At 44.3% G+C, this 18653-nt stretch carries 16 protein-coding genes and 1 riboswitch; of the genes, 12 read left to right on the top strand and 4 right to left on the bottom strand.

Annotated features, from left to right (window positions below):
- The 3 genes from H5T88_03170 to H5T88_03160 all read left to right on the top strand — a co-directional run bounded on the left by H5T88_03170 (position 1) and on the right by H5T88_03160 (position 6213).
- Positions 1-1071 (top strand): hypothetical protein, encoded by a 1071-nt coding sequence (locus H5T88_03170; GenBank protein MBC7329339.1) that lies wholly within the window; start codon positions 1-3, stop codon positions 1069-1071.
- 18 nt (positions 1072-1089) lie between these two features.
- Positions 1090-4191: a hypothetical protein gene (locus tag H5T88_03165; protein MBC7329338.1), complete on the top strand. Its 3102-nt coding sequence runs from the start codon at positions 1090-1092 to the stop codon at positions 4189-4191.
- Positions 4192-4332: 141 nt separating this feature from the next.
- Positions 4333-6213 (top strand): TonB-dependent receptor, encoded by a 1881-nt coding sequence (locus H5T88_03160; GenBank protein ID MBC7329337.1) that lies wholly within the window; start codon positions 4333-4335, stop codon positions 6211-6213.
- A gap of 326 nt (positions 6214-6539) precedes the next feature.
- Here the strand turns inward: H5T88_03160 and H5T88_03155 are convergent, their stop codons facing one another.
- Positions 6540-7043, bottom strand: coding sequence for a hypothetical protein (locus H5T88_03155; GenBank protein MBC7329336.1), 504 nt, complete (start codon positions 7041-7043; stop codon positions 6540-6542).
- Positions 7044-7554: 511 nt separating this feature from the next.
- On the opposite strand from H5T88_03155, the gene H5T88_03150 reads away from it, so the two are divergent.
- The 9 genes from H5T88_03150 (at position 7555) to galT (ending at position 16591) form a co-directional block, all read left to right on the top strand.
- Positions 7555-8550, top strand: coding sequence for a dTDP-glucose 4,6-dehydratase (locus tag H5T88_03150; protein ID MBC7329335.1), 996 nt, complete (start codon positions 7555-7557; stop codon positions 8548-8550).
- Positions 8551-8783: 233 nt separating this feature from the next.
- Positions 8784-9479: an N-acetyltransferase gene (locus H5T88_03145; GenBank protein MBC7329334.1), complete on the top strand. Its 696-nt coding sequence runs from the start codon at positions 8784-8786 to the stop codon at positions 9477-9479.
- Positions 9476-10588 (top strand): DegT/DnrJ/EryC1/StrS family aminotransferase, encoded by a 1113-nt coding sequence (locus tag H5T88_03140; protein ID MBC7329333.1) that lies wholly within the window; start codon positions 9476-9478, stop codon positions 10586-10588. Before H5T88_03145 ends, H5T88_03140 begins: the two co-directional genes overlap by 4 nt.
- Before the next feature lie 36 nt (positions 10589-10624).
- Positions 10625-11542 carry a Tat pathway signal protein gene (locus tag H5T88_03135; protein MBC7329332.1) on the top strand — a complete coding sequence of 306 codons (918 nt, stop codon included), beginning with the start codon at positions 10625-10627 and terminating at the stop codon, positions 11540-11542.
- 44 nt (positions 11543-11586) lie between these two features.
- Positions 11587-11773: riboswitch (cobalamin riboswitch) on the top strand.
- Between the two features lie 94 nt (positions 11774-11867).
- Entirely contained in the window at positions 11868-12581 is a 714-nt protein-coding gene (locus H5T88_03130; GenBank protein ID MBC7329331.1) for a DUF1559 domain-containing protein, read from the top strand.
- 38 nt (positions 12582-12619) lie between these two features.
- Positions 12620-13498, top strand: a complete 879-nt coding sequence (locus H5T88_03125; GenBank protein ID MBC7329330.1) for a cobalamin-binding protein — start codon at positions 12620-12622, stop codon at positions 13496-13498.
- A gap of 110 nt (positions 13499-13608) precedes the next feature.
- The gene (locus tag H5T88_03120) at positions 13609-14850 is read left to right on the top strand and encodes an ABC transporter ATP-binding protein (protein MBC7329329.1); all 1242 of its coding nucleotides are present in this window, start codon (positions 13609-13611) and stop codon (positions 14848-14850) included.
- A 95-nt stretch (positions 14851-14945) separates the two neighbouring features.
- A complete protein-coding gene (locus tag H5T88_03115; GenBank protein MBC7329328.1) occupies positions 14946-15581 on the top strand; it encodes a hypothetical protein in 636 nt (211 codons plus the stop codon).
- Complete coding sequence (gene galT / locus H5T88_03110; GenBank protein MBC7329327.1) at positions 15578-16591, top strand: galactose-1-phosphate uridylyltransferase; 1014 nt, start codon at positions 15578-15580, stop codon at positions 16589-16591. The genes H5T88_03115 and galT overlap by 4 nt, the downstream gene beginning before the upstream one ends.
- A 46-nt stretch (positions 16592-16637) precedes the next feature.
- On the opposite strand, the gene H5T88_03105 is transcribed toward galT, so the two are convergent.
- The 3 genes from H5T88_03105 to H5T88_03095 are packed head-to-tail and all read right to left on the bottom strand — an operon-like array spanning position 16638 to position 18607.
- Entirely contained in the window at positions 16638-16817 is a 180-nt protein-coding gene (locus tag H5T88_03105; protein MBC7329326.1) for a hypothetical protein, read from the bottom strand.
- Between the two features lie 3 nt (positions 16818-16820).
- Positions 16821-17516, bottom strand: coding sequence for a hypothetical protein (locus tag H5T88_03100; protein ID MBC7329325.1), 696 nt, complete (start codon positions 17514-17516; stop codon positions 16821-16823).
- Entirely contained in the window at positions 17513-18607 is a 1095-nt protein-coding gene (locus H5T88_03095; protein ID MBC7329324.1) for an SLBB domain-containing protein, read from the bottom strand. Before H5T88_03095 ends, H5T88_03100 begins: the two co-directional genes overlap by 4 nt.
- Between the last annotated feature and the right edge of the window lie 46 nt (positions 18608-18653).

Raw genomic sequence — 18653 nt, 5'->3', positions numbered from 1 at the left:
ATGGCGATGGAACCGAGAAATTGGACGAAGGAAGCAGAGAATTTCTTAAAGGTCGTAGATTTCCGCTACCCTGACTGGATACCTTGTTCCGTGGGAATCCTCCCAGCTACCTGGAGAAAATATAGGGAGGCGCTTGAGGAAATAGTCCTTAGGCATCCCCGCCTCTTCCCAAATTTCAAGAAGGGAAGAATAGATTTTGACGCTGTTCACGACCCAGGCTATCGCAAGGGGAGGTTTACCGATTCTTGGGGATGCGTCTGGGAGAATATTGAGGAGGGGATGGAGGGAATCGTCGTTGGGCATCCACTTGAAGATTGGAGCGCCCTTGAGAACTATAAAGTCCCAGACCCACTTGTCCAATGGGATAGAGGTCCAGCTCCAGATTGGGAGGAGATGAAGATGCGTTTTGAGAGGATTAAAGCGGCGGGGAATTTGGCTTGGGGCGGGCTTCCTCATGGTGCGATGTATATGAGGATTTATTATCTCAGAGGTTTTGAGAACTTTATGATAGATATAGCCACCGAGGACCCACGCCTGCAAAAGCTAATTGATATGGTTTTGGAGCACAATATGCGCCTCATTGAGAAGTGGCTGGAGATAGGAGCGGATATCATCAGCTTCGGCGATGATTTGGGAGCCCAGAAGAGCCTTCCGATAAGCCCACGCCATTTCAGAAAATATTTCACTCCCTGTTTCAAGAAGATGTTCGGGAGGGTGAGGGAGGCGGGAGCTTATGTATATCTTCACAGCGATGGGCACATCCTTGAGATTATGGACGATTTGATTGAGGCGGGAATGAACATAATAAACCCTCAAATCAGAGCTAATACGCTGGAGGGATTGGTGAAGACCTGTAAGGGAAGGGTGTGTATAAATTTGGATTTGGACCGCCAGCTCTTCCCTTTCGCCACGCCGGACGAGATTAGAGAACATATCTGGACTGCAGTTGAGGCTCTTTATATGCCGGAGGGAGGATTGATGTTGGAGGCGGAATGCGAGCCCGATGTCCCTTTGGAAAACATTGAGGCTATCTGTCAAACCCTTGAGGAGGTAATGGATTATAAAGGGTAAGGGAGGTTTAAGGCAGAATTGAGAGATTTAAGAGGGATTGATTTAAAAACATGGTTTTGCCTTCAACTTTTCCTTGCTGTAGCGGTTTTTCCTCAAAGTTTGAATAAGGGATGGGTGATTTATTCCGAGGACGGAAGCGCGAAGACTGCCTCAGATGTTCCCTCAACTGTGAAGATGGCTCTTTTAAAGGCAAAATTGATTCCCGACCCTTATTTCTCAACAAGGAACGAGGAATCACAATGGGTGGAGGTTCATAATTGGATTTACGAGAAGAGTTTCTCCTTCAAAAAAGAGAAGGGCAGAAGATATTTCTTGAAGATTGGAGGGGTGGCTCCAAGAGGAGAGGTATATCTCAACGAGGAGCTCATCGGCAAAATAGAGGGGATGTTTGTCCAGCCGATTTGGGAGATAACGGGGTTATTGAGAGATGGTGCGAATAAATTGAGGATAAGAATCTTGCCTGAGAAGGAGAGAACGAAAGCGATAGCCTGTCAGATGTCCTATGGCTGGGATTTCGCTCCCCGAATCATCCCCATCGGAGTTTGGCGTCCCGTTGAGATTATGGAGAGTGGAGAGGTCCTCTTAAAAAATCCCTTCCTGAAGTTGATCAAATTGAATGGAAATAAAGCCATCGTTAATTTAATAATGGGATATGATTCCGCAACCAAGGGAAAAGCGGAAATTTACATAAAATTGGAAGGGGTGAATTTCAGGGGTAAAAGTTATAAGTTAAGGAAGGAGGTTGAGGTTGGAAAGGGAGAGGGAATTTTAAATTTTGAATTCGCCATCCCAGATGTCAAATTATGGTATCCTGCTGGTTTTGGACCGCAAAATCTTTACAAAGTCTCGCTTTTCCTCGTTCTGGGGAAGAAAGTTTCTTCAAGCCTTTCATTTATTTGGGGAGCAAGGCAATTGGAATGGGAGAAAAATCCCAATACAAACGAGCTTTATCCTTGGATTGTGAAAGTGAATTGCGTAAGAATCTATTGCAAGGGTGCCAATTGGGTGCCAGCCGATTCCCTTTATGATTTATCCCCTCGGAGATACGAAAGATTAGTAAAGCTAGCGAGCTTTGCAGGTATAAATATGTTCAGAATCTGGGGTGGAGGGATTATGGAGGAGGATATATTATATGAGCTATGCGATAGATATGGGATAATGCTATGGCAGGAATTCCCCCTTGCCTGCGCCGATTATCCCAATTTGCCAAGGGATGCCTTCCTTGAAAATGCAAGAGATTCCATAATCCGCTTGAGAAATCATCCGAGTTTGGTCTTATGGTGTGGAGGTAATGAATTTAATCCCGACAACCAAAGCAATAGGGAATTGGTTGATGGATTGGAGAGGCTCTGTAAAGCGCTGGACGGGACTCGTCCATTCCATCGCGCCTCTCCCTATGGAGGAGATGTCCACGATTGGAGCGTATGGCATGGCTCAGCTCCCTATACAAACTATCGCCAATTCACGGTCTTCCGCAGCGAGGCGGGACTCCAATCACCTCCCCCTGAGGAGGACCTGCTCAGATTCCTTTCCACTTCTGGTATTTTCCCTCCCTCTGAGGAATGGAGCTATCATCTCGCTGATGCGAGGAAGATAGAGATGTATGCAAAGCAATACGGAAGAACCTCTGATTTAAACAATTTCGTTAAAAAAGCCCAGCTCGCCCAAGCGATAACCTATCAGTTCAATTTGGATTCCTGCTTGAAAAACATCTGGAGGAATTCAGGATGTTTGATTTGGCAGTTCAACGACCCTTGGCCTAATATCTCTTGGAGTATGGTTGATTGGTATGGAAATCCGAAGCCTTCTTTATATTGGTTCAAAAAAGCGAGCTCGCCGATAAATCTTGCAATTGATTACGATAAGACGACATTGAGGGTAGGGGAATCGCTAAATATCGGCGTCTATGCGATAAATCTAACGACAAAGAGGGAAAATTGTCAAGCTGAGTTCACCATAGCTTCTCCGAGAAAAGTTCTCAAGCGACTATCTCAAAATATTCCCTTACCTGCCCAACAATCCCTAAGGCTTTGGAGCCTGAATTTTCAGATTCCCCAAGATTATAGAGAAGGGGTAGTATTTCTTATAGCGAGAGTTAAGAAAGAGGGGAAAATAATTTCTGAGAAGATTTATCCCATTCCCGTTAGGAGAGTGAGAGGATTTACAAAGCCTTTAAAAGCCTTGGTAATCCTCTCCACATTTGGACAGGAAGCGGAGGGATGGAAGGAGATAGGGGAATTGCTTATGTCCTTCGGAGTGAAGTTGGAAATAGCTACCGCTGATTCCCTTCCAGATTTGGAGGGATACGATTGCTTCATCATCGGAGAAAGCGAAGGAATTGGCAAGAAGTTGTCAAAAGAAGCGATGGAGCGAATAGCGGATTTAGTGAGCTCGGGAAAAGGGATTTTATTGGACGGCGGTTGGAACGCCTATGGAGAGGGAGGTTTAAAGGGAACAATAATAGAGGAGATTTCTCCATTTGTGATGAAAGAGAATTCACTTAGAGAGCGTAGGGATTTGGGGATTGTCGTTAAATCATCCGACCATCCCATTCTGCGTGGCTTATCCTTCTCTCGCATAAAGATAGGTGGCTATAATGAGGAGGAGGTAAGGGAAGGGGCAAATATCTTGCTTTCCCTCTCTAACGGCTCACCTCTTTTAGCGGAAAGGACATATGGCAAGGGAAGATGCCTTGCCTATACCTCTGGATTAAGGGGTGGTTGGGCTGTGGCTGTAAGGGGATGGGATAAGTACCCTCTTTTTCTCGCAAGGCTTTTAGGATATCTCGCTAATAGGGAAGGGGAGGTGGAAAACTTAGAGGAAGAGGCGATTGGATTGGACAACCTTCCTCCTGTAAATTTGAAAGTTTCGGGAAGAAAGGAAGGTCAAAGGGGTATTATAACCGTTTCAAACCTTTCAGATAGCATTTCTTTTTTCCTCAGGATAAAAGCGGAGGGTATTGACGTTCAACCAATCTTTTCCGATAATTATTTTTTCCTGCTCCCTAGAGAGGGGAAAGAGATAAGCTTTGAGCTTCCTAAGGGGAATATTGTGATTTCAGTTGAGGATTGGAGAGGCGAGAATTTGCACTTAGCATTCGCGAACAGAAGGGGATTTTAAAAAGGTTATTTAAAATATTTTTTAAAAACTTTTGCTCGGAGGTGAAACCTTATTTTTTTTTCAACATAAACCATTTTCATGACAAATTTTTGACATAGAAATTGAGTAAAATAGTCCAAAAAGGAAAAGGAGGTTTTGTAAGTGGTTAAATCAAAAATATTCGTCTCGTTCATCTTGTCTCTTGTTCTGGGCTTCGCCCAGGAACTTCCTACGGTTGAGGTTAAGGTTGAAGTTGAAGCTGAGAAGGAGAAGCCGGTAAAAGTTGAAACCGTATCAGCTGAAGAAGGGCAAAGAATGGTGGCTATACAAAACATAGCCGATGTTCTAAATCGCCTCCCAGGGACGGAGGGAATATATGGTTGCGTTATGGTTTCGCCTCGTCTCACCATAAGAAGCTCCCATTTCGGCTCGCGACAGGTTTTGGTTGAGGGAATGAATGTGAATCCCATCATAAGCTGTGTGTTAGACCGTGTCCCTTGGACCGCAATAGAAAGCGTTGATGTCTTCAAAGCTCCACTTCCTCCTAGGTTTATGGGAAGTCTCTCGGGTGTTGTTTTAATAACTTTAAAGAATGGAAAAGATTACCCTGGCGCTTCTGTTTCCTATGCCCTTGGCACTTACAATACCCAGATATACGAATTATCAGCCAGTGGAGGGGATGAGAACAGGAACTATTTCATAGCCTTTAATCGGATAGTGGGAAATGAGTGGAGGGAGAAGATGAAGACCGACCTCTCAGACTTCTCGTTCAAAATTGTAAACGGTGGAGAGGATGAAAAGTTCACGATAGCTGGCGCTATGTTGCAGGGGGAGCAAGCAGGCTTTAAGCCAACTGGGCCGAATCTAGCTGATAGATGGGAACAATGGTGGCCTCAGAGCCGCCGACCCGCGCTCTCACTCACCTACGAGCGAAGGCTAAAGGAAAATTCGGCTCTTCGTTTTCGCATCGCTCCCGTTTTATTCAGCTCTAATCTATATTACAAGCAGTGGGATTTCCAGAGGAAAGAAGTTGTCCCAATGGTAACATTCTTGAGATATAAATTGCTACGCTCTGAGCTTAATTACAATATCACCACTTCTTCGGGTAATTTATCTTTGGGAGCTTGGTGGCAAGGAGATTGGAGGCGTGCCACTGTTCCCGCTGAGGAACCGAACCTTGGACCTTGGAATAAGCAGAAGATGAAAAGAAAGGGGCTTTTTGTAGAAAGCACCACCAGGTTAGGAGAGCGAAGAAGTATCATGTTTTCTCTAGGACATGAAGAGGCAAGTCCAGGTGGAACTGCACTGGTCCCTTTCATTTCTTACAATGTCAAACCCGACGAGCTCACAACCTTACGGATTTCCCTCGGACGAAACAAGCTATTCCCCTTTTTGGAGCAGCTTTATGGTGGTGGCTGCTTTATAGGCAATCCCCATCTAAGACCTTTCGTTGCTAATAGCATCGGGGTTGACTGGGAAAGAAATCTGCCAAATGGGAGATTCACCGCAACTCTATTCTATTCCAAAGAAAAGGATCTCATTGGGAACGACAAGGATGGTCGTTATATTAATATCAGCAAGGCAATTGAACAGGGATTGGAGCTATCTTACGAAAAGCGATTTGGGAATATATCCCTTTGGGCAAATTATACCTATCTTGATGCTTGGGATTGCGAGCACGAGCGGCCCCTTATTGCCGCTTATCGCACATCCGAGCCCAAGAATACCTTAAAGGCGGGCTTAACTTTAAATGGCAAGAGAGGATTTTCCTATACTGTAGAGATATTCTATTGGGGTAAGAGGGCAACTGATAGTGAGGGTTTGGAATGGTGGTATGGAGCGGAGGGAGGGCCAAAGCAGGTTTTGGTTCCTAAAAGTGTGCCTTCAGCTACGATTTTCAATCTGAAAATCTCAAAGCAATCGGAGAAAGGAAGAAGCTTTAGCCTCTCCATTTCAAATCTATTTGATAAAGATTGGAATGAGATAATATACTATCCCCAGGCGGGAAGATGGTTTCTCTTTGAATTTTCCCAGAGATTTTAAAGTTAAGAGGGCGGACGTTTACGCCTGCCCTCCAAAACTATCATATTAGATTTTTTACTACTTAATTGAATAATTTTTAAAAGATAAATAGAGTTGAATAGAAGGAAGCTTTTAGTGTTTCAAGAAGCACAATCTATAAAATCCAAGAAGAAACGTTGATTAAACGGTGATACAAATACATATAACAAGAGACAATTTTTACCCGAAATTTCCCGGAGATTTAATTCAAATTGACTCTATTCGGGAGTTTATGGCTAAGCAATATGCCAAGTCTCAGAAGAGTCCAATTTTGTTCATTAAGAAATATCCTCACCCCTTATCCTTTTCTACTCCTTGAATTTCAAGTTCTCCTTGAAAACAAGCTCTCTTTTTTCATAAGTAGCAACGGGGAAACCCCTCATGTATATATCCATTTTCACCACATCATCCGTTACATTGGGCATCGGTCCCTGTATCAACTTCATTATGACCTTAACCCCTTCCATTAAAGCCGACCTCACTTCCTCCTCACTCACATCAAAGACGCCGTTGCCCAAATAGTGGTGCCAAGTTGGCTGGCATTTTAAGTCCAAAATAACCTGAAACCATTTCGGATAAGGATAGCAAGAGAAGTGAGTTTGAATAAGCTTATCAGTCAGCCCTTGCTCATTATTGTATTCAGCAGTCAAATGAAGAGATTTCCATTCCGTGGAAGTAGGAATGTAAGGGTCGCTGCATAGGGGAGGTAGATAGGAGATTTTCCCTAAATTAGGCTTTAGCTCAAAGCCCAAGAGAAAACCGAGACAGAGCATAAGGAAAGCTATCCAAATCGTGAGAAGAGTGCTTTTCATACTATGACCTCCTTTTTTGATTATTTTAATCAATTTTATTCACAATTCCTCATTTCGGCAAGTTAATATAGAAAGAATGACAGATTCTTTGGATTCTCATTTTCCATAATGTTAAAAAAGAAATTTAAAGAAATTAGCACATAAGGGAGATGATATATCACGAGAAGGCAGCGTTTTTTCGCTTTGAGCCAAGAACTTTTTTAGTAGAAAATTATGTAATAGAAAATTTAGTATTTGTAAAGTTATAAGAGTTTCTTTAGTCTTGTGGCATAAATAAATTCAAAGGTTTTTGAGAGCAATAGTTTTAAAATTGACTTTTGAAAAAGCTGTAAATATTTCTTTTGAATTTCGGGAATTGGAGAATAGTTCCCTGTCACTTTGTAAATTTTGCAACAAAACCTTTTGTTCAAAGATAAAAACCTCTTTCTTTAAAAAGTGGCGACAAATGTGAATCGCTTTGTCATTGCAAGAATTGAGGAAGGTTTGTAATATTGAAATGAAGGAGGTAAAGATGAGAATTCTGATAACTGGCGGAGCGGGATTCATAGGCTCTAATTTGGCTCGCTTTATCTTGAATAAAGAAGGACCTCAATTAGTTATTATTATTGATAACCTCTCAACTGGGAGGCTGGAGAACATCTCCCACCTTTTGCCCGACCCTCGCTTAAGATTCTTTCAGGGTGACCTAACAAAGGATTTTCCCCTCTTGGATTTCATCTTTCGTCGCTATTCTCCCGATATAGTCTTCCACTTCGCCGCTGAAGCCCATGTGGACGAAAGCATTAGAAATCCCCTCATCGCTTCATCTAACTTTCTCATGACGAATGTTCTCCTCGAGAAGGCGAGGGAATATGGAGTTGAAAGATTCTTCCATATCTCAACCGATGAAGTATACGGCCCTATCCCCACTGGTTTCGCCGATGAGAGCTATCCCCTCAATCCCTCCAGTCCCTATTCCGCTTCAAAGGCGGCCTCTGACCTTCTATGTCTCGCCTACTTCAAGACATATAAAGTTCCCGTGATAATAACGAGAAGCACGAACAATTTCGGACCCTATCTTGATGTGAGGCGTCTCATAGCTCGCCACATAACAAATGCACTTCTGGGCTATGAGCTACCGATTTGGGATGGTGGTGGGCAAGTAAGGGATTGGCTCTTCGTGGAAGACCATTGCTCCGCTTTATGGCTTCTGCTTGAGAAGGGGAAGGAGGGGGAAATATATAATATAGCGGGAGGGAATCTGTTTAGAAACATAGAGGTAGCGGAGGCGATTTTGCGCCTGATTCCTAAATCAAAAAGCAAGATAGTTTTCCGCGGCTCTCGTCCCGCACACGATATTCGTTATGCTTTGAGGGCGGATAAGGTAAAAGAGCTTGGTTGGGAGCCGAAATATGGATTTGAGGAAGCGCTGAAACTGACGATACAATGGTATGAAGAAAACGAAGATTGGTGGAGGGAAAAGAAGAGGTATATTGAGGAAGAATTCTACAAACCCCTTGGAAGATAAGGGGAAGTTGGTGGTAGGCGAATAAAAAGTAAAAAGATTTTTGTTATTGTGAAGCTACGAGAAGCCTTTTTAACCCCCTTACACTTGCCAGAAATGACAAAATGCAAAAATCAATTCCATCTTTTCCTTGCATTTGCTAAAATTATCCTAACAATTTTTTAATCGCCCCCAAAAGGAGGTTGTCTAATGTGAATTATATCAGCGATAAAGCGAAGTTAGGTAAAGGCATCGTTATGGGAGAGAATGTCGTCATTCAGGACGATGTCGTCATTGAGGACGAAGTGAAGATTGGGAACAATGTGGTGATTTACCCTGGCTGTTTCATCGGGCATCATACTTTTATAGGTGATAATGTGGTTATCGGTAAACAGCCTACTCCTGCTCCCACCTCCACTGTTAAGATAGAGAAACCCCTACCTCCCACTCAAATAGGTCCTTACTGCCTAATTGGGACATCTGCTATCATTTATGCGGGAGTTAAAATCGGAGAGAGAACGATGGTCGCCGACCTTGCCTCAATAAGGGAGAACTGCGAGATCGGAAGTTATGTGATTGTTGGCAGGGGTGTCGTGATTGATAACGATGTCAAAATAGGAAATTATGTTAAATTGCAATCCCTTGCTTATATCTGTGCCCTCACAACAATTGAGGATTATGTCTTCATTGCTCCCTGCGTGGTCACAACCAACGATAACTTTATGGGAAGAACGAAGGAGAGATTCAAGTACAAGGGGGGAGCGTATATTGAGTTTGGGGCGAGGGTGGGAGCCAATTCCATCATCTTGCCAAATATAAGAATAGGGAAAGAGGCATTCGTCGCTGCGGGCGCAATTGTGACTCGTGATGTCCCTCCTTATAAGCTCGTCAAGGGAGTGCCCGCAAGAGCGGAAAGGGAGGTCCCTCCCGAGGAGTGGGTGGAGAACCAATGAGGAGAATCCAGCTTGTAGATTTGGTTGTCCAGTATCATACAATAAAAGACGAGATAAAATCGGCGATTGACAGGGTTCTGGAGAGTGGAAGGTTCATTTTGGGTCCCGAGGTGGAGGAATTCGAGAGGAGGGCAGGGGAATACATAGGAACGAAGTTCGCGGTAGGAGTCGGCTCGGGAACCGATGCCATCCTTCTCGCCCTTGACGCCTTGGGAATTGGTGAAGGGGACGAGGTGATAACCACTCCCTTCACCTTCATAGCAACCACTGAGGCTATAAGGAGGAGGGGAGCGAAGGTCGTTTTCGCCGATATAGAGGAGGAAACCTACAACATAGACCCTGAGGAGATTTTTAAAAAGATAACCCCGAAGACGAAGGCTATCTTAGTTGTTCATTTATATGGTCATCCAGCGGAGATGGACAGGATAATGGAGATTGCAAGGGAGCGCAATTTGAAGGTGGTTGAGGATTGCGCTCAGGCATTTGGAGCGGAATACAAGGGAAGGAAGGTGGGCTCAATCGGGGATGTAGGTTGTTTCTCCTTTTTCCCAACGAAGAATCTCGGTTGTTATGGGGATGGTGGGCTCGTGACGACGAATGATGAGGAAATCGCCGAGCAAGTGAGGGCGTTGAGGGTTCACGGAGCGAAAAGCAAATATAGGGAATATATAAGGGATGGATACAAGAGCAGGCTTGACGCCTTGCAGGCGGCGATTTTGAGCGTGAAGTTGAAATATATAGACGAATGGAACGAGAGAAGAAGGGAAAACGCGAGGATTTATAACGAGCTGTTGAGGGATTTGGGCTTTCGGTTGCCAGTAGAGAGGGAAGGGTGCAAGCATATATATTATTCCTATGTCATCGCACTTGAGGGGAGGGATGAGTTGCAACAGCATCTCAAGGAGAAGGGGATTGAGACGGCGGTTTATTACCCCGTTCCCCTTCATTTGATTTCTATTTATAGAGATTTGGGTTATGGAGATGGTGATTTTCCTCGGGCGGAAAGGGTTGCGAGGGAAGTGCTCTCCCTCCCGATGTTTCCCGAGCTCAGTAAGGAAGATATAAGATTCATTTGCCAGGCAATAAAGGAGAAAGTAGAGTCAACTTAAGCTCGCAATTTTGCTTTTAAAGAAAGGAGGATTGTTATGGAAAAAATATGGGCTTACCTTCTGCATCTCGGCTATAATATGTGGCTTGACTGGGAGCATCCCAACTATAGGGGGAGCGACTCAGTATACACAACCTCCCTTCGCTGCGAGAAGGAAGTATGGGACAGGCTTGTTGAAGAGATGCCGAAATACGGTGTTAATATGGTCGTAATTGACCTGGGAGAGGGAGTGAAGTATAGAAGCCATCCGGAAATCGCTATTGAGGGCGCTTGGGAGGTGGACACATTAAAAGGAGAATTGAAGAGGATGAGGGATAAAGGACTGGAACCAATCCCCAAGCTCAATTTTTCTACAACCCATGACCACTGGCTCGGCAAATACTCCCGTTGTGTTTCAACCGAGGAATATTACCAAGTTTGTAGGGACCTGATAAACGAGGTGATTGATATATTTGGTGGACCGAGGTTCTTCCATCTTGGGATGGATGAGGAAACCTACGAACATCAGAGGGATATGCTTTATGTTGTGGTCAGGCAATATGATTTGTGGTGGCACGATTTTCTATTCCTCGTCAATGAGGTTGAGAGAAATGGTGCAAGGGCTTGGATATGGTCTGACCATCTTTGGAGGCACAAGGAGGAATTCCTGAAGAAAATGCCTAAACAAGTAGTGCAAAGCAATTGGTATTACGATAAAGAGTTTAGCTCGGAGATAGTGTATGTAAGGGCTTATTTAGAACTTGCAGAGGCTGGTTATGACCAGATACCCACTGGAAGCAATTGGAGTTGCGAGGATAACTTTCCTTTGACAGTTGAGTTTTGCAAAAAGAACATCCCAGATGAGCATCTGTTGGGTTTTCTTCAAACCTCTTGGCGTCCAACAACCCAGAAGTGGTTTGAAACTCATATAAAGGCTTTGGAGGCTGTTAAAAGGGGAAGAGAGATTTATATTTGACAAAGATATAGGAAAGGGATATAGTAAATAAGTAGAAACCCTTAGTGGTTTCAATAAAAGTTGATTTTTAGGGAGTGGATGCCGGGAAGAGCGGTGAAAATCCGCCGCTGCCCCGCAGCCGTGACCGGAACGAAACCTGCATTATGCCACTGGGACTTTAAGTCCTGGGAAGGCGCAGGGAGTAGGCTCAAGCCGGAAGCCGGAAGACCGATTCACTCCCTTTAAGCCTACCTCCGCATCGCGGGCGTGCGGGAGGCTTTTTCCTTTATCCCCTGCCCATCGTGCGGAGCACGATGGGTTAATTTTTTAAGAAGGAGGTGTTTTTATGAAAAAAAGAGGTTTTACATTGATTGAATTGCTGGTGGTGATAGCGATAATCGCTATCCTGGCAGCAATTCTCTTTCCCGTTTTTGCGAGAGCACGGGAAATGGCGAGAAAAGCATCTTGCCAGAGCAATTTGAAGCAATTAATCACTGCTACCCTGATGTATGTCCAAGATTGGGACGGTAAATTCCCACCCTTCTGGGCTGGAAGCGATGGAGGCGGTTCCTACTACTGGTACGGCTATAGAAGAAACGACGGGACAGTAGACCTCACTCGTGGGCTCATCTATCCCTATCTTAAAAACAAGGACATCAGGACCTGCCCCACCTGGTCAGCGACATCCCCCAACCCAGCTACAGGAGGATGGGGTTACGGCTACAATTGGTTTTACATAGGTGGCAGACCCGACCCAAATCTCTGGTGGGTGCCAATCCCCGCCTCCGATTCGGAGCTTTCCCATCCTGCTGAGACAATCTGCTTTGCTGATTCCGCAGTTAAAAACTGGATGGGAGAAGGCTTGATGGAGAGCGTTGCTATCACTCCTCCGAGCCAGACCTGGGGTTGGTATGATATGCACTTTCGCCACAACGAAACAGCCAATGTCGCCTTCTGCGATGGTCATATCAAGGCTCTTAAGCCCGTCTTAAAGGACCCCGATTTCAATTCCAACTTCCTGGGAGAACCCTGCGAAGACGATAGCCTATTCCTCAAGTGAACTAATCCCGCACGCCCGTGATGAGAGGATTAAAGGCATTGATAGGAAACTCAATCATTAAAATTCTCCTGATATCCCTTTCCCTTCACCTATCCCTTGCTGACTATAAAGCGAGGGATGATAGAGGCAAATTAATTGTTTTAAAGAAGGCACCAAATAGAATAGTCTCCCTTGCACCTGCCACTACGGAGATGCTCTTCGCGATAGGTGTGGGCAATAAAGTAGTGGGAGTTACCACATACTGCAATTATCCATCCTTAACGAAAAATATTCCAAAAGTTGGAGGATTTATCAATCCAAGCTTGGAGAATATCGTAAAGTTAAAGCCTGACCTCATCGTCGCAATGAGGGGCAATCCCCTTGTTCTTCTTGAGAGGTTGGAGAAAATGGGCTATCCCGTCTTCGCGCTTAACCCTAAAAGCGTAAGCGATGTTCTCAAGGGAATGAAGAAGTTAGGTGAGCTAACGGGAAGCAAAGAGGCTAACAGGGTTGTAATGAATTTGATGGGGAGGTTGGAGAAGATTAGGAAGGAGGTGGCGAAAATTCCCTATGAAAGGCGTCCCAAGGTCGTGATTGAGCTTTGGTATAATCCCTTGATAGTTTTTGGGAAGGAAAGCATCGGAGATGAGGTTATAGAGCTTGCAGGTGGCAGGAATATAATGGATGGGAAGGTTGCTTATCCTCAGATAAGCCTTGAGACATTAATTGAAAGGCAGCCCGATGTAATTATATTAGCTCATATGACAAAAGTTCAAAACCCCCTGAGCGAAGTAAAAAGAAGGGCTAATTGGGACAAATTGAAGGCAGTGAGGGAAGGAAGGGTCTATGCGATAGATGCGGATATAATAGACCGCCCTGGACCTCGGCTAATTCAAGCTGTTGAGATTCTACACAGGTTGCTTTATCAAAAGAGATGAGATTGATTTAAAATAGCTTCCATCGGAATACGAGAGGATTTTCTCGGGGAAAATCTATATGAGGGAACTTAAATTGAGGTTATCTCATAATCTCGCTAAAATAATATTAAATGAACAAGGAAATTTTAAAAGTCGTTAACGTTTCCTTCTCATACAATCAAAGGGAAACTTTAAAGGATATCTCTTTTGAGGTTGATAGAGGGGAAATCTTAGGACTCTTAGGTCCTAATGGGGCAGGTAAAACCACCCTCATTCGCATTATCTCGGGAGCTCTCCAGCCAAGCGAAGGGGAAGTTTTATTTGAAGGAATAAGCGTCAACAAAATCCCTCCTAAAGAAAGGGCAAAGAAAATAGCTGTTCTTCCCCAAAACGAGCCTTTGGTTGAGTATCTCACCGTTAAGGAAATGGTTATGCTGGGAAGGGCTCCTTACTTCTCCCTTCTATTGGGACCGAGGAAAGTTGACGAGGAAATTGTGGAAGAATGTCTTGATATGGTGGGGATGAAGGAATTTTCCGAGCGGAAGTTGGGAGAGCTTAGCGGTGGGGAAAGGCAGAAGGTTCTCATAGCCAGAGCCTTAGCTCAGCAGCCTTGCCTCCTTCTCCTGGACGAACCAATCGTCCATTTAGACCTATCGCACCAACTGGAAATCCTTTTCCTCCTCAAAAAGTTGAAAGAAGAAAAGGGTTTGTCTATAATCTGCGTCCTCCATGATGTCAACTTAGCTTCATATTTCTCTGATAGGTTGCTTTTAATGAAAGATGGGAAGATATTCGCTTTCGGGGAGCCAGGGGATGTGATAACGCAGGAGAACATGAAAAAAGTTTTCAACATCCACGCGATGGTTAGGAACAACCCCCTGAGTTCTCGTCCTTATATAAGTATAGTTCATAAACGTCCTACTACCGGTAAGAGAATTCATCTAATAGCAGGAGGGGGAAGTGGGAGGGAGATTATGGAGAGATTGGTTGGTGAAGGATATTCCCTCAGTTTGGGGGTTGTTAATGTAGGGGATAGCGATTACGAAACAGCCGAGGGATTGTATATAGAATGTGTTGAAGAGGCGCCATTTGCTCCCATATCCGATGAGGCGTTTGCGAGGGCAATGGAATTAGTTAAGGAGGCGGAGGCGGTGATAATAGCCCCCTTGCCCTTCGGAATGGGTAATTTGAAAAACTTGGAGCTCGCAGAGGTGGCGCAAAAAGAGGGGAAAAGGGTATTAATCGCCGGAAATGACATAGAAGAAAGAGATTTTACGGGTGGAGAGGCAAAGAAAAAGGTGGAATCTATTCTCAAAAATGGCGCAAGCCTTTTCAGCTCCATAGAAGAACTTTTAAAACTTCTAAACGAGTAAACATCGGGAGCAGCTTTGATAATTTTACAAAAAATTAAAATTTTCCTTTACATATGTTTTATTCCATCCTATAATTTAAGATGGAGGTGATAAATTTGAAGAAGCTTTTGCTTCTCTTGGTTCTCTTTGTTGTTGGTGTAGCCTTTGCCCATCCCTCCTTCAACGGTTATACGGGGCTTTTTTATACCCCAACTGCTGAGGTCCTTGCTCCGAATACCTGGTCAGCAGGAGCTTATAGCGTGGAGCTGGACGAGGTTTTCCCGGATAGATACTGTTTCAGCTATGGTTCAACCGGCAATATAGAATTGAGCTTGCTGAAACTGGCACCGGAGAATGGGGAGAAGGAGACGATAATCTCGGGAAAATATCAAATTTTCCCGGAGAGCAAAGGAAAAGCTGCCCTATCAGTGGGAGCAATAGATATAACAAAAGAGACGGAAACGACTGTATATGTAGTTGCCTCCCGCACTCTCACGGGGGCATTTGAGGTGAAGAAGAGGAGAGTGTTTGAAACGATAGGGCATATAGGGATAGCTGGGGGAGGAATGGACGGGATATTTGCTGGGATAGAGTTCGTGTTGGGTCCCTCACTTCGTATAATTGGAGAATATGATACAAGGGACTTTAATATTGGTGGAAGAATTATAATAAACGACCAATTGGCGATAACGGGCGCTGTCTTTGATTTTGATAAATTTGGATTGGGGGTGTCCTTCAGCAAGGCGTTTTGAAGAAGAAAAGCCCTGAATTAAGACAGGAACCCTGCACTAAGCGTTGGGTGATAATTTCACCCCAACGAGCCAAGCGTCCCCATAGTTGGGGAAAGGAGGAAGGGGAGAAGTTTGAGCTACCGGAATGGGATGCCAGTTGTCCATTTTGTCCCGGGAACGAGGCTCAGACGCCGCCAGAAATCTTCTCGTTAAAGGATGAGAAAGGCTGGAGGACGAGAGTTATACCCAACAAATACCCTGCATTAAGTCCGAGTGAAGAGCCAGTTCAAATAGAGGAAAAAGACCCTTTTGTTTGGTTAACGGGAAGGGGGAGGCATGAGGTAGTCATAGAATCGCCCATTCATAACCATACATGGGGAAATATGGGAGTAAGGCAGATGGAGGATGTTATTTTCTGCTTTTTAGAGAGATATCGCTCCTTGCGAGAGGACAAGAGAGTAAAATACATCTGCATATTTAGAAATCACGGAGAAAGAGCGGGAACGTCTATAATTCATCCCCATTCCCAAATAATAGCCACTCCAATAGTTCCCGAGCAGATAAGAACAGAGGTTGAGGAAGCGAGGAGATATTACGATGACAGGCTTCGTTGCGCTTATTGCGATGTCACAAGAAGGGAGTTAGAAGAAGGAAAGCGATTGGTTTTGGAAACGGAGCATTATGTTGTCTTTGCTCCCTTCGCCTCTCGGATGCCCTTTGAAGTCTGGGTAGTCCCGAAAACGCATAGACCTTCTTTTGATTTCATAAATAGGGAGGAGGAAAAGGATTTAGCATTGGTCTTAGAGAATTTATTTAAAGCTTTTTATGAAGGGCTTAACGACCCCCATTACAACTTTCTTATTCACTCTGCTCCTCTGCGGGATTCCTGTGAGGATTACTATCATTGGCATATAGAGGTGCTTCCTCGCATCACAGTTCAGGCAGGATTTGAATTGGGAACGGGGATATACATCAACACGACTTTCCCCGAGGAAGCCGCTGAGTACCTCCGGGGGTACATAAAGATTTGAAGTGTGGATGGCGAGGGGTCCCTTCGGCGACCCCTCGCCATCCTTTCTACCATTTTAAGGTGAGTATTGCAAAAAGAATTGATAGTAAAGCGATACCGATAGAGATTCCCCAAATTACCCCTCTCTTGAGCATAGAAAGAAAACTCCTTCTATGTTTTTTCTTCCTCCTTTTCTTCCTAATAACAACTTTCCCCTCTTCTTTCTTTTCCGTTCCTTGTTCTTCCAACTTCTATGCCTCCTTCCTTAGGAGAGGTTCAATATTAGTTCTCGTCATTGCCTCTGCAAGCTCATTACCCCAGCGCTTAGCGATAAGCGATATAGCTTCCTTGAAATATTGGTAAGCCTCGGGATTGTGGGCGTCACTGGCGAGGATGTCAGCCAAACCCCATTCTATCAGTTGTTCCGCTGACCTTGTTATTTCTCTTCCTTGAATGCCCACAAGAGAACTCGCGTTTATTTGAAATAAAGCACCCATATTTTTCAAATGTTCTAACCTTATTCTGTCTTTTACAAAAGAGGGATTTCTTTCGGGATGGGCTATTACGGCTCTGAGCCGTTTCAAGGCTAATTTAAAAACAAGTTGTTCCAATCCCAGCAATCCTCCTATTGGAGGAGTGTCAAGAAGAACGATTTTGCCAGTTGAAATTATCTTCCCATCTTCAAGTAATTGAGGCGCTTCAAGAAGGGGTATTTCGGAGCCTGGGTACATCTTGATGAAATTGGGTAGGAGACCGATGGTATGCTCTATTTCTTCTATGGTTAATATCCGGTCTTCCCATTTTAGATGAGGAGTAGCAACTATCTCCCTAATCCCGATTTTCTCCGCTTCCTCAAGCATTGTTTTAGCTTCTTCCAAGGAAGGAGCTCCATCATCCAAAGCGGGTAGGATATGGCAATGAATATCTATTATTCCTTCTTTTTTCAACGCTTGGTGATGTAGGTGATGTAATAAAGGATTGAGAAAATAGGAAGATATTTAGACCACTCTATCTGCTTCTTTGCTGGAACGAAAACTATATCGTTATTTTTCAGCTCAATGTTTTGAGATGGGTCCCCTCTGGACGCTCGGCGTAGGTCTATGGTTATCTTCTCGTTCCCTTCTTCTTTTTGACGGGTTATCGTGATTGCCCTTTCCTCTGCTGTTGACCTCAAACCACCTGCGAGTGCAAGGACATCAAGGAGATGTGCATTCACCTGGGAAATGGTGTAAATTCCCGGTTTTCCCACTTCACCCATCACGACCACCTTTATATTCCCCCTTGGGACATAGATTACATCGCCAGGTTGAAGCGTTAGTTCATCGGTCTTTGACGACTTTAGATTTGAGAGGTCAATATATATCGTCTTTCCCGCCCTTGTAATTGATATATTTGAGATGTCGGCGTTTTCCGTGAGTCCTCCACACTTTGCTATTATCTCCATAAGTTTAGCTCCCTTAAAGAGGGTAACCTGCCCCGGTAGCCTTACCTCTCCAATAACCGATACAACTGCCGTGGGCACTATAATGGTATCTCCCGGGTTAAGCTTCATGTCTTCCCCACCCATTAAAATTTCGTCAAAATTTATTATTTCCTTTTTGCCTTCCTTATTTAAGAGGATGAGGGAACTCGTGTCGGCCTCGGGTTTCAATCCGCCAGCTAAGGCTATTGCTTCTCTCAAACCTATGCCGGGCACTAGGTCATATTCCCCTGGCTTAGCTACCTCCCCTAATACATAGAATTTATTGAAGCTGAATTTGACGATTGAAACAGCGACATTTGGCTCCTTGATGAATTCCTTAAGCCTCTCCCTCAACTTATTAGCAAGCTCCTGAGTTGTTAGACCAATAACATCTATTTCACCAATAAGGGGATAGGTTATCTTCCCGTCTGGAGGGACGACAACTTGCTTGGAGAGGTCAGGTTCACCCAAAACAGTGATGTCTATCACATCCGATGGCGATATTCTATAAGGCTCAACAGCGAACGCTCCGCCAAGAACCAAAAATAATAAGATAGATAAAATAAGCTTCTTCATCAAATAACACCTCCTAAAACTTAATAGTATTATTGTTGACAGTGCT

Source organism: bacterium, from assembly GCA_014360495.1.
In the GTDB taxonomy this organism is placed as follows: domain Bacteria; phylum Armatimonadota; class JACIXR01; order JACIXR01; family JACIXR01; genus JACIXR01.
The sequence above is the reverse complement of the archived record's forward strand: the minus strand, read 5'-3'. Positions and strand labels throughout refer to the sequence as shown.

Excerpts from the sequence above, each read along its gene's own strand:
- H5T88_03120 (MBC7329329.1), top strand. The coding sequence starts at position 13,609 with ATGAACAAGGAAATTTTAAAAGTCGTTAACGTTTCCTTCTCATACAAT.
- H5T88_03170 (MBC7329339.1), top strand. The coding sequence starts at position 1 with ATGGCGATGGAACCGAGAAATTGGACGAAGGAAGCAGAGAATTTCTTA.
- H5T88_03140 (MBC7329333.1), top strand. The coding sequence starts at position 9,476 with ATGAGGAGAATCCAGCTTGTAGATTTGGTTGTCCAGTATCATACAATA.
- H5T88_03155 (MBC7329336.1), bottom strand. The coding sequence starts at position 7,043 with ATGAAAAGCACTCTTCTCACGATTTGGATAGCTTTCCTTATGCTCTGT.
- H5T88_03130 (MBC7329331.1), top strand. The coding sequence starts at position 11,868 with ATGAAAAAAAGAGGTTTTACATTGATTGAATTGCTGGTGGTGATAGCG.
- H5T88_03095 (MBC7329324.1), bottom strand. The coding sequence starts at position 18,607 with ATGAAGAAGCTTATTTTATCTATCTTATTATTTTTGGTTCTTGGCGGA.
- H5T88_03150 (MBC7329335.1), top strand. The coding sequence starts at position 7,555 with ATGAGAATTCTGATAACTGGCGGAGCGGGATTCATAGGCTCTAATTTG.
- H5T88_03145 (MBC7329334.1), top strand. The coding sequence starts at position 8,784 with ATGGGAGAGAATGTCGTCATTCAGGACGATGTCGTCATTGAGGACGAA.
- H5T88_03135 (MBC7329332.1), top strand. The coding sequence starts at position 10,625 with ATGGAAAAAATATGGGCTTACCTTCTGCATCTCGGCTATAATATGTGG.